The sequence below is a fragment of the Pedobacter paludis genome (assembly GCF_003173575.1).
Taxonomy (GTDB): Bacteria; Bacteroidota; Bacteroidia; order Sphingobacteriales; family Sphingobacteriaceae; genus Pedobacter; species Pedobacter paludis.
Map to the genome: position 1 here is coordinate 537,348 of NZ_QGNY01000003.1, position 12,026 is coordinate 549,373.

Consider the following 12,026-nt stretch of genomic DNA (forward strand, 5'->3'; position numbering starts at 1 on the left):
TTGTAAAACTAAAGGCCTAATTGAACTCCGAATGTGACTAGTCTCAATGGAGGCACACTACTGATCGTTAAGTTCTCGGGATCAAATCCTTTATATTTGGTGAACGTGTAGAGATTTTGTCCAGAGGCAAATATTCTTACCATATCCAAATGAGCTTTTTTGATCAGTGCAGCTGGGAGCATGTAAGAAAGAGATACATTCCTAAGTTTTAGATACGATGCGTCAGAGTAGGAACGGTCACTGGTGATTGCATTAAAAAAGATTTCATTGGTGCTGAATTTTTGAATTGTGGAAATATCCCCCGGCTGTCTCCATCTTTCCAGCACTGAGGTCGGTGCATTGAAGTTGGCGTTTCCATTTGAAAATCCAAACCCTACATCGTAATTTCTCGCGAGCTGCTTTTTGAATTCAAAAAAGATGTCCAGACGAATCTGTTTATAGGAGAATGAGTTTTCGATACCTCCGAAAAATTTTGGCATCCCGGTATAAATAAAGTTATTGTCTCTGGGTGAGGTGGGTGTGGCAACCACGGACTTATCCGCCGCGTAAAACTGATATAGCCCTGTCTGCGGATTGACACCAGCATAATTATAATGTCTGATGATGTCTATTGACTTTCCTACCAGTAGAGAAGTGTAAGAAGAACTTTCTATATCCGGGAATGACACCAACTGATTTCTGGATGTAGTGAAACTGATATTTGTCGACCAGCTGAAATTGCCTTTGTCGATGTTGCGTGTGTTTATGCTAAACTCATATCCTTGGTTTTGAACCAATGCTGGAAAATTTAAAGGTAGGCTGGTAAAACCAGAGATGCTGGGAAGTGCATAGTTAAGCAATTGGTTGCCTGACCGATTCCTGTAGAAATTGGCAGTGAAGATTATACGGTCTTTAAAAAAGCCAAGGTCGATACCCAGGGAAAGCTTTTTGGTGAGCTCCCATTGAAGATATGGATTATAGAGCCCCGCCACACTTAGTGAACTGACACCCTGATAGTTATTGGCGGACGAACTTGGGTTATAGACGTTTAGATAAGTGTAATCGTCTATTTGATCATTCCCCGTAGTGCCATAACTCGCACGGAACTTACCGAAACTTAAAGCATTGAAGTTTTCCCGGATAAAGTCTTCACTGCTAAAGATCCATGCGCCACCTATAGCACCAAAATTATGAAAGCGGTTCTCTCTTCCGAAACGGCTACTGCCATCGCGTCTGGCGGTTATGTTGAGGATATATTTTTGTGCCCAGTTATAATTAACTCGCGCAAATACACCATTGTACTTGTAGGTTGCATCGACCACGCCAAAACCCGGTGTGAGATCAGTCGCGGCTGCATAGTTCCTCAATACCTCGTCTGAAGTGTAACCTGATCCGGTCAGCTGTTGAAGCTTGCTATGCCTTTCCTGAAAACTTGTGCCGACCAAAACTTCCAAGACGCCGTTGCCAATTGGTTTTTGATACTCGATCTGAGGCTCAGCAATCCAGCTTGTAATCTTGGAATTGCCATACTGCGCATACCGTTGACTGTAAGGTCTGTCCTCAGGTAGGGCTACAGTCAACGGAAGGGTTTGGACTTCATCGCTCCCTAGATATGTATATCCAAAATTTGATCTCAGTGTCAGCCCTTTAAAAATCGAGTAGGAGATATTTGTACTTCCTATTAGATTCATACTCCGTATTTCATTGATTCCTTCCATCTCAGCCAGTGGATTGAAAAACGTAGAAACACTATCTGTGGAACCTGGCAGTAAAATCCGCTCCCAATTTAACTGGCCATCTGACTTTCGCAATGTCGGTGCGTTAGGCGACAGCGTAAGTGCAGAATTGGTGATATCTGTTCTTGGTAGTTTGTTTGCATCATTCAGTAAGGATACGCTTGTCAGAAATTTAAACTTCCCATTTGCTGAGCGGTGGTTTATATTCATACCGATCGAACCCTTGGTATCGGCATAATTACCCCCAAACACTGTTGTTTCTTTATGGTACCCTGCATTGAAACGGAAGGTAGTATAAGCATTGCCGCCAGATAAGGAAGCTTGTACATCAGTGTAACGCGCGGTTCCGCCAAGGATCTCTTTTTGCCAGTTCATGCTCCTGGTCGTATCCCAGACTGTAATGTCATAGTTGCTGAAATCCTTGAAACTGTTATTATCCGGATATGGCTGTCCATCATTAAGATAGGCTTCTTTCCTCATCTGTAAATATTGGGCGGTATTGAGTACATCAATATAGCGACCGACCTTGCCTGTTCCGCTCTGCATGGTTACCTCAACCGCAGTTTTGCCGGACTTGCCCCGCTTTGTCGTAATCAGTACAGCCCCGTTGGCCGCCCTGGATCCATATATGGCCGTAGCATCGGCATCTTTCAAAACTTCGATCGATTCAATATCTGCTGGATTGAGATAGGTGAACGGGTTTCCCGATCCCGGCTGACTGGGATCACCACCCTGCGTATTGCCTAAAACAGTGCTGATCGTCCGCAGGTTTTCTGAAATGAATGGAACCCCATCCACAACATAAAATGGATTGTTTCCTTTACCTATTGAGTTTTGTCCCTGTATCCTTACCGTAACCGCACTTCCGGGCAGCCCAGTACTTTGAATTACCGAAATTCCCGGAATCCTACCGGTCATGGAAACAAGTGGATTCGAAATAGGCTGTTTGGTGATGTCTGCCGCTTTGATCGATCCTATATTGCCGGTCGAAATCCTTTTGCTTGTCGTTCCATAGGCTATGACCTGAACTTCGTCAAGAGGACTGGTCAGGGTTTTCATCAGGATTTTAAATGGACCTCTCTGGGAAATATCATATGGTGACTGTGTTGTCTCGTAGCCAATACTACTTAGGACGATCACTCCATTGTCAGGAGCATTTTTAAAGCTAAATTCTCCACGTTCATTGGTTATCGTGACCAGTCTACCTTGGCCTTTCACCGTAACAGTTACATTGATCATTGGCCTGCCATCGACATCCGTCACAACTCCGGCAAGTTCCCTTCGCTGCTGTTCTGATACTGCCACACGCTTTTCTTTCTTTTCTTCAATGGTGATTACCTTATCTTCAACTTGGTAGTCGAAAGGCTGATCTTTAAATATCTCTCTTAAAGCCTCATCGATAGTTGCCTGTTTCAAGATTACGGTGACGGGTTTGGCTTTCTTTAAAAAACTCGATGGGTATGCTACTGCATAACCAGTCTGCTTAAACACACTCTGCATCACTTTACGAAGAGAAGCCTGTTTAACGTTCAGATTAATTTGCTGGGAATACGCCGCAGCTGAAACGTTTAAGCTGAATACAATAATCAAGAGGAAAACCTTCATTGCCACGAGGTATTTGAGTAAAGTTTGATTGGGGAGAGGCCAGCCCAGTGTGGGCACACCCCTTCCTTCGTTATGAATATTATTCATAAATTTGTGTTGGTTGGTTTTAATATTTGGTTGATCGACAATCGAAAAGACGGAACTGACTTTACCGGGATGGTTGCACATCCCGGTTTATCATTATGATTTGTCCATGATTTCGCTTAAAGTTGTTTAATGGTACTGGGTGATTTATTTCATACAAATGATCCTCCTTCCTTCAATTTTTAAATTTAGTTTACTAGCCTTGCCGAGGATAGACAAAGCTTTTTCAATTTTGACGCTCCTGGACATACTGGCCTCAATGGTCGAAGCAGGAATGGATTGGTAGTCCACTTCCAGATCATACCACCGGCCAATTTCAGTAAGCGCCTGTTTTAATTCAATTTGGGAGAACACAAAATTCCCGTCCTTCCAGGCAAGTGCATCATCGGTATCTACCTGATGTACCCTAACGCCCTGATTGTCGGTAATGGATTGGTCACCTGGATGTAAGATGGTTTTTTGAGAAAAATTCGGGCGTGAGATTTCCACCTTGCCCTCTACGAGAGTTGTTACTACTGGCGAAGAATTATAGCAGCTCACATTGAAATGTGTGCCGATTACTTTTAGACATTGTTGTCTATTGACAACGTAAAAAGGTTTAGCTGCATTTTTTGCGACTTCAAAGTATCCTTCCCCTTCTAATTCGACGCGCCTGTCAGAGCCGTCGAATCTGGTAGGAAACGTTAATTTAGATTCTGCATTTAAAACGGCATGACTCCCGTCTGGCAGAACAACTTCATATTGCCCACCCCTTGGGGTGGTTATGGTATTCACTTCTGTAGTGCTTCTGTGTGAGCTGGCTGTTTGGGAAAGCTCATAAATTATGATTCCGTTGCCGGTTTTACGAACCCTTCCCCCATCAAATTCTGTGATCTGGCCATTCGCCTTTCTGTCCAATACGATTTGCTGTCCCTCGGCTGTGGTAAGGTACGCATGGCTCCCTCCGGGGATAATAGCCAACTGATTTTTTTTTGCACCATCGGATTCAAAAATATCTTTGGTATGGACCAAAAAGTATGTAGCTAAGAAAGAGAGTGCGACTAAAGCCGCAATAGGTATCGCCCTAGACGATAGGAGAGCGCGTCTGCGCCGGTTTAAGACTCCGTCAAGGATAAGCCGTTTCGCCCTCCTAAGCTCTCTGCTTGTTACAATGATATCCTGGCTCTGGTCGATTCTGTCCAGATACCATAATTCCACCAGCTCGCGCTCAGCATCCGTACACTTGCCATTTTCATACTTTTCAAGAAGCAATAAAAATTCCGCTTTATCCATTTTGATCCCTATAGTTGTTTTTCTAATAGTATCTACGCGCGGGCATCAGCAAAAGAGTAGAGGCTAGAAAAAATATTTTTTCAGTTAGCAGGTCAACATCAGGCGGACGCTTTTAGGTAAAGTCTGTAAAGTACTGTGGGGATTAAAAAAATAGAATCAAGATGAGTCTGCGCCTGATGATTTTCATAGCGCTCTGAATCTGTGATTTAACAGTGAGTTCCGAAACTGAATTAATGTGGGCTATATCGGAACGCTTCATGTGTTTCTGGTGGTACATCAGAAACACTTGGCCCATTTTGTCTGCAAGCTTTCCAGCAGTATCAAACACACGTGCCAACTGTTCTCCGAATAATTCTTCCCAACATTCTTGCCTGGTATTATGAGCCTCGAAACTGTTTAAATATCTTTGAACGGATTCTGCCTTGCGGAATTTACTGATGATATTATTTTTTGTGCAGCTGTAGAGCCAGCGGCGGAGATTTTCTTCACTCTTAAAGTTGTGATTCCTGGCAAGAAGGCTTGTAAAGACATCCTGCACCGTATCACGCGCGGACTCCGCATCCCCCAGTAGCCTGCGGGCATGGACGTACAAAACTTCCCAGTACCTGTTATAATACTCGGTAAATGCAGATGGATCGCCCTGGTTCAGTTTCTGTATAAGCGTTTCCCCTTCAAGGCTATTGTTTGCGTAATTCTCCATTCACTCTGACAATGGTAACATGATTCTGACTCATATTAAAGATAATACAATCAGCCGAAGAAAGTAAATCCCAGGTAGTTAATTAATCAATTGGAATGTTAATATGAAGTTATCGTGATGGAAATTATTTGCTGAGCGCTTGAAACCACTGTCAATCCCCGTTAACATTGTCCTCCTCTGGACTGTTGGGATTGTGCCTTGTAGCTTTGTTTACGGGAAAGCGGCCAAAATAAAACACAATCCAACCTTTGATACTATTGAGAAACCCTTGTTCAACCTCTACCTGGAAATCGGCAAGAACGACTTTGTCCAAAATGTTTCCGGTGATGTTCCCTTGTGGAATGATCGGGTCATCAAAGCGAAAGAGCAGTCTGTTGTTGGGGTATCGGGCTTCGATCTCTTTCGGTCGGCCCACAATCTTCCTCAGCTTGACATGAATGTTGTCAATGGTGATAATCCTAACTGACATAGCATATCCAAATGGTTTGGTCACCCTATCTGGGGCGGCTTGAATAAATGAAGGATAAATATACGAATCTCTAGCCACGTGTCTCTAGCCATTCATCGCAAGCCTTCTGAACAATGACTGGAATCATAAGATTTTCTAAGTTCGCGGAATGATCGATGAGAAAAAAACCATGGTTTTGCTGGGCAACCGTGTGGCCCACCTCAGGAGGGCGCGAGGGCAGACAATTGTACAGATGAGCCATTCTACCGAACTTGACTACGGCTTTCTGCGCCGTCTCGAAAAAGGTCAGGTACTCCCGAGCGTACGCTACCTGATCAGGATCTGCAACTATTTTGATGTATCTCTTTCTGAGCTGTTCGATTTCGATGGCACTTTGCAAACATAGCTCCCGAGCTATTGAACCAAAGAATAAAGGCCATGAACTCAAGAAGGATGATACTCGTAAGCCTACCTTTTAGTATTTTGAGGGCATACTGCATCTGTTTTTTTACGGTACCTTCACTTATTCCCATTTCCCCCGCAATTTCCCCGATGTCTAAATGTGCACGCCTGCTCAGCTCAAAGACTTTCCTCATGCGGGGAGGCAGGGCAGCGATTTCAGACTCTATTTTTTCCTTAAGTTCCAGTCCCCGCATGTATTCTTCTGTTGATTCAACCTGCTCATTCCAATTGCCCTGAAGGTACCAAAGGTAGTCGACTCGAGTTTTCTTCTTTCTGATTAGGCTGATGATCCCGTTACGTACACTGCTGTATAAAAATGAGGAAAGCGTAGACTTGAGCTCAAAGCTTCCCATTCGGGTATACATGTTGGTAAATACATCCTGAACAACGTCCCTGGCCTGCTCCTCATCCTGTAACATTCGCCTTGCATGCAGATATAAGGGTGCCCAATATCTATCGTAGATCAATATAAATGCTGAAACATCCCTGGAATTGAATCTGGTGGCCAGCTCGGTATCTGAAAGTGTAGCCTGTGCTTTCATATCATGGTTGGTTAGTTTGTAGCAGTGGTATGCTTTATTTTCCGGGACCGCTAAAGCACTGGGATCGTGCTGTATGCATAGTTCGAAATGATATACAAACATAAACATTTGGATATATATTAACAAAAGCATGCATTCATAATTCTCTGTTCCTGTGCCGAACTGGCCTAACCATTCGCATCTAATAGATAGATAGCGTATGACCTCAGACAGGGACCGCTTGGTGTAATCCCAGGGCCTTAACACCGAGTTGATATACGGCTTGTAGTGAAGCCATTAGGTGAGGTTCATCTTTCAGAAAATTGGAATACGGCAGGTCTTCCATTATTGACCAGATCGGTTCGATATTCTCCATGGTGGGGTCAATATTCTTGTTTTTCTTAATCAATTTATCCAGACTCTCTATGGATTCATCCACTAACGTCAGTATTCTTGAATTCCCGCTTACTATCCATGGAGATGTTTCGCCCTGAGAACGCTCAATAATGAGCGGATCGGCCCGATAGTATTCGTCAAGAAATTCCAGGGGCATTACAAAATACACTTTCGGATCATATCCGTGATAACCTAAACTGATATTGGCAGTGGCTATCCAGAACCAACGTTGCATCCACGTATATAAAGCATAAAATTCTTTTTCGAAGCGTCTGTCTGTACATCGAGGACTATCCGTAACATAGGCATGGGTGCTTCTGGTATGGTTTCGCTCATTGTACCAAAAGTATTCTATCTGGCCATGCCGAAGTTTGCTGTCGTAGTAATCAATGACTTCGATCTGTTTCTCCAGCGCCGAGATGAGCGTTTCCAGTGGAGGAGCCCCCCGTGGAATGTAAAATTTTTCATTCCGAAACCCTTCGAAAGGGATCTCACCATCGCCAGTGTTGAGCAACTTGCCCAGCACACGCTTTCTAAAATGTATATCTCCAGGAGCAAAGAGCGTACGATAAAGTGCGTCGAGCTTTGCGCGTCTGCCGTTTCGAAGGAAATACTTGTTTAACAGCGCCGATAATTGAAATTGCACATTAAGTGTCTGATCCCTGTTCAGAACTGATCTGTCAGGAACAAAAAATGGATTACCAGATTTGAAATAGTAGGCCACAAGATTTTTTTTGAGTGATAAATGATCAATATTAAACACCTTTAGATACTAATGGAAGTTTTTTGCCGCTTAACGACCTGATAACGCGAAGACCGGGTTTGCCGTTCTAATTTTGAAATGGTAACATCCTTGCGGGCAATTGTCCGGTAATTTGCCTGAAACAAAATTATTGTCACATGAGAAATTTTCTTTTAATGGGTGCAGCTGCGATCATGATCTCCTCCTGTACCAATGTTCCTAGCGAGCAAGAGGCTAGATCAATCATCTCTGCAGACCTTGGAGCAAATTATGTTGCTGAATACTATTTTGCCGATCCACATGACATACCCAGACTATTTGGTAGTGATGCGGAAAAACAGGGGCTTATCAGCTTTGATAAAAGGCCGACCATTGGTTCAATCGTTAATGGCAATCCATTGGTAACGTTCAGCGCAAAAGCCTCCACTTATATTGACAGCATTGCATCCAATAGTTCTATCGCTTATATCATAGTCGCCCGAGCGAATATCTCAGATATCAAAATAGAGACTGAGCATGATGGAAACCAGCAGGAAGTAACAGTGCACTACAAACTCATCTATACCGATCCCACACCGTTCGCAGCACTTAGTCCTGGCCTTATCGGCCGGCTATTTTCCCGGAAAGCCAAGCTGGAAAAGGTGGCGGGGAAATGGAAAATTAAGCGTGACCACTAGATGATGAACTCATGTCCTGCATGTGCATGCAGGACATTTTTTTTCCAGCCATAGTGCTTTGAAGTCTACCGGCGGGGCTTGCCATTCTGCGGGTTCCGGTTGTTTGACTCCAGGTTTTCGAAGAATAGCCACATGGTAAAAAATAAGCCTGACAGGAGAAATGGCAGCCAAAATCCCACCTTATCGATTTTTGAAAAACCCAACTTTGAGTAAACATCAAAAATCGGAACTAATAACAGCAACAGAGCTATCCCATTAATTGCCAATGGTAGTTTTTGGAAAACATTCCCACAGATAATTCCCAGACCGATAGCACAGACCAGACCAGAATATACAGGCTGCTCGGGCACGGACAATAACATTGAAAAAACATAGGCGATCATACTTGTTTCATGGTCTTTGCCGTCGATTGAAATGAGCATGAAGGCGATCAACCCGGCAAACTGAAAAGTGTCGGAAGCGCCCGTTTTTCGCCAGTTCCACATTCCATGGTTCTCATGACCCCTCCCAGTTGGACCTTTAAAACTCCCGACTTCTGCAGCGGCCCCATTTTCGGTTTCTTTGATTTGCACTCCCGGGATTGCCGGCCTACTTTCAGGGCTGCGAAGAAAAATGGTAGCCGATAGTGCAAAGACGAATGCAATCAGCGGGTAAAGTAATCCGAACTGGCCGTATAGCAGTTGGGGGTACTGGAAGATCTGGACAGAAATGGGAAGTAACATGAGCAGTCCAGCACACAAAATGTCTGACCGATCAAAAGGCCTATAATAATCAATCAATAGAAAAAATAATGAGACTTGCGCAAAGAACCACATCATGCTTAACACACTGCCCCGCTCTATGATGATCATGGCAAACAGATCGAGCCCCATGACTGACATCTTTTTCGTCATAAACAGGATCAGTATCAGGAAGATCACCAATAAAGCAGTTTTAAACACAAGGCCTCTAATTGATCTTACTCGTTCTTTGAAAACTCCGTCAGCTTCAGTTTCAGCAACAGTCGGATCGACAGTGGCTAAACTGATGGAAATTGGTTCATTCACATTGTAGATTTCGATCAGAGAGTCAATTCCCGAACTTATCTCTTCGATAAACTCTTCCCTCACATTCAGTGGATAATCCATGTCTTTAACCAGGGCATGGCAGAATTCTTTCTGGTTGATCAGTTTGGGGAGCGGGTCTCCACTTGACCTTGACCTGGCAACGATAACAGCAAGTTGGCTAGCCATCTGCAAATGGAAAAGGAGCTCATGCTTACCGGTAAAATAAAGCGAATATGTGGGGCCATCGTATAGGCATGAGCTCTGGAACCGGGTGTGGTATTCTAGTTTTCGATGTACACCAATAGCAATTCTCTGAGAAGGCTCTTTCGACCGTTCTCCACGCTTCAGCCAAAGTCGATGTTTGCCAAATAGAAATGCATGAAGTATTGTTTCATATAGCTTTCCAAGGGCCCGTTCATATAACAGGGCTTCCTCATTTGCCACATGTTCTGCAAAGTTCAGTTGAATCATTCCAACCTCCCATCCGCAAAATTCAGCAATAAGAGATTCCTGTTTTTTTGAGTGGATCCCTAAAGCTGGATCCAGTATTTCAATCTGGGATAGCAGGAACTCATCGAAGGCACTTGACTGGTGAGTGAGTGATTCCCTTTCAGAAGAGATCGCGTAGACATCTTGATATTGCTTCAATGAGCTGCTCTCAGTTATGAAACGCCCCATTATCCGAATTTTGGAAGCAATATCACCTTGATGGTCCAGCATTTCATACAGGCAACCCAATGCGCTCAATTCTGGCAAACTCCCGACAATTTCCTTTATGATAAAATCTTTGATCATCTGATCAAAGCGACTCCCATCATACGGGGGATTAAATCTGTACATGATTGTTCTGGTGTTAATTTTTGTTACCTCATATCTGTAAAGCTGATGCCAAATACCACCGGACCGGGACGGCGGCTTTTCCGCCGCCCGGTTCCCCCCGGTGGTCCTGTCCTATATTATAGCCAAGAGCTCGGGCAATTGTGTAGGGCCAAACTCCAATAGGCATTTCCCAGATATAAGGCTTAATGACTGAAAGCTGTCCAGTGCTTTTTTCCTCACCGACGCATCTAATTTATTAGCTAGGCTATAGAATGATGTTAAGGAATATTCTTCCCCAACACCTCTGGCTTTTTGCACTCCTAGATCACTCTGGATTGCCAGGCTGCAAACACCAAAAATGATCTGAGAGAAAATATCTATGCCGGTATAGTAAATTGTAAATGCGCCTTCTTCATAAACTTGGGGACAGGCCAGTGAGCTCTGTGCAATAAGTCTTCGCCTCAACCGTATTTCCATCATCTGGTACCTGATAGGATCTATCTGTTGAAAATGAAGGCAAAGGCCGTGGTTGGCCATCAAAAAAACTTCCCTTAGGAGGTTGTACCAATCAGTCAAGTATTGACTCAGCTCTTTTAGGCCGGGGTTGCAGATGCGGTTACGAAAGCTGAATGCTATCGTTGACATTCTGCTTCGGTTTAGACCTTCAACAACGGACTCCTGATAGGCAATTTTCTTAAAGCCCCGGTTTGATTCCAGGGACCGGATGATGTTATAGATATATTCTTCAAACATGCAAGGGGCGACGTCCCCTTCTCTGACTCTGGGTGAGTTTTCAAGAAGGAACTGGGCATTTACCATCAGCACAGGATCATTCTCTGACTTTACCAAAGCGGCCAATTTGTTTTCAATAGATCCAGGTGTCGTAAGCAGGCCATACAGCCTGGAGAGCTTTCCTTTCACATCTCGGTCTCCAATGACATCCCGTTGCAGGAACACAATAAGTTCATGCGGTATCATCAAATTCCCGGAGGTGAAGTAACCTTTGGTCACTTCCATACTCAATTGATTGGTGGAAAATCTAGGATTAAGATCAGGCCTGGCGGTTGGCAATTATAGGAACATACGCTTTTAGCTGTCGAGAACGACATGGTTGGAAACTGTTTAGCATCGGGAATTTTTTGTTGTCAATAATTACAATGTCTTTTCGATTGCGCAATGCGGCTTTATAACGTTAGAAGGTTCACAGTCCCCTCATGCGTTCAGTGCGAAAATAAAAAACAACAGTTATATGCCATTGTTAATGTCTCGTTAATCAAAAAGGAAAAATCCTTTCCGTATTGTGGTTGGCAATTTTACTGCGCGACGATTTCTACAGTACATGGTGCGAATTGCTTATACATTAAACCGTTTTGACGGGTCGACGCTGGAGAATGCTCCTGGAACCTACAGTATTGATCCAGGCCTATCATGAAAGCCTATGCAACATTCCTAGATGTCTGGATGATAAGGCATCATAATGGAAGCGCTGTAATGATCCCTCGATAGGTACATTTATTTTATGCTAATTCTGCCATATAA

The 12,026-nt window shown here is 43.8% G+C and carries 10 protein-coding genes; 3 read left to right on the plus strand and 7 right to left on the minus strand.

The genetic code is table 11. The annotated features are described in order from the left end of the window. Nucleotides 1-8: 8 nt before the first annotated feature. The 3 genes from DF947_RS10575 to DF947_RS10585 all read right to left on the minus strand — a co-directional run bounded on the left by DF947_RS10575 (nt 9) and on the right by DF947_RS10585 (nt 5,376). Nucleotides 9-3,407 (minus strand): SusC/RagA family TonB-linked outer membrane protein, encoded by a 3,399-nt coding sequence (locus DF947_RS10575; RefSeq protein ID WP_158526257.1) that lies wholly within the window; start codon nt 3,405-3,407, stop codon nt 9-11. 144 nt (nt 3,408-3,551) lie between these two features. Further along, complete coding sequence (locus tag DF947_RS10580) at nt 3,552-4,676, minus strand: FecR family protein (protein ID WP_109929654.1); 1,125 nt, start codon at nt 4,674-4,676, stop codon at nt 3,552-3,554. A gap of 142 nt (nt 4,677-4,818) precedes the next feature. Further along, the gene (locus DF947_RS10585; RefSeq protein ID WP_109929655.1) at nt 4,819-5,376 is read right to left on the minus strand and encodes an RNA polymerase sigma factor; all 558 of its coding nucleotides are present in this window, start codon (nt 5,374-5,376) and stop codon (nt 4,819-4,821) included. Nucleotides 5,377-5,515: 139 nt separating this feature from the next. Between DF947_RS10585 and DF947_RS22115 the strand changes: the two genes are divergently transcribed. Together DF947_RS22115 and DF947_RS22680 are read left to right on the plus strand one after the other, a co-directional pair. After that, entirely contained in the window at nt 5,516-5,842 is a 327-nt protein-coding gene (locus tag DF947_RS22115; protein ID WP_146202901.1) for a hypothetical protein, read from the plus strand. Nucleotides 5,843-6,077: 235 nt separating this feature from the next. After that, complete coding sequence (locus DF947_RS22680) at nt 6,078-6,230, plus strand: helix-turn-helix domain-containing protein (RefSeq protein WP_394341490.1); 153 nt, start codon at nt 6,078-6,080, stop codon at nt 6,228-6,230. Here the strand turns inward: DF947_RS22680 and DF947_RS10600 are convergent. Continuing rightward, nucleotides 6,160-6,828, minus strand: coding sequence for an RNA polymerase sigma factor (locus DF947_RS10600; RefSeq protein ID WP_158526258.1), 669 nt, complete (start codon nt 6,826-6,828; stop codon nt 6,160-6,162). The two genes, DF947_RS22680 and DF947_RS10600, sit on opposite strands and share 71 nt — an antisense overlap. 205 nt (nt 6,829-7,033) lie before the next feature. Continuing rightward, on the minus strand, nt 7,034-7,966 hold the full coding sequence (locus DF947_RS10605; RefSeq protein WP_158526259.1) for a hypothetical protein: 933 nt from the start codon (nt 7,964-7,966) through the stop codon (nt 7,034-7,036). Nucleotides 7,967-8,103: 137 nt separating this feature from the next. On the opposite strand from DF947_RS10605, the gene DF947_RS10610 reads away from it, so the two are divergent. Beyond that, nucleotides 8,104-8,622 carry a hypothetical protein gene (locus DF947_RS10610; RefSeq protein ID WP_109929660.1) on the plus strand — a complete coding sequence of 173 codons (519 nt, stop codon included), beginning with the start codon at nt 8,104-8,106 and terminating at the stop codon, nt 8,620-8,622. A 65-nt stretch (nt 8,623-8,687) separates the two neighbouring features. Here DF947_RS10610 and DF947_RS10615 read toward each other — a convergent pair whose 3' ends face one another. Together DF947_RS10615 and DF947_RS10620 are read right to left on the minus strand one after the other, a co-directional pair. After that, nucleotides 8,688-10,508: a hypothetical protein gene (locus DF947_RS10615; RefSeq protein ID WP_146202902.1), complete on the minus strand. Its 1,821-nt coding sequence runs from the start codon at nt 10,506-10,508 to the stop codon at nt 8,688-8,690. Nucleotides 10,509-10,619: 111 nt separating this feature from the next. Continuing rightward, entirely contained in the window at nt 10,620-11,504 is an 885-nt protein-coding gene (locus tag DF947_RS10620; protein WP_109929662.1) for a hypothetical protein, read from the minus strand. Nucleotides 11,505-12,026 lie beyond the last annotated feature (522 nt).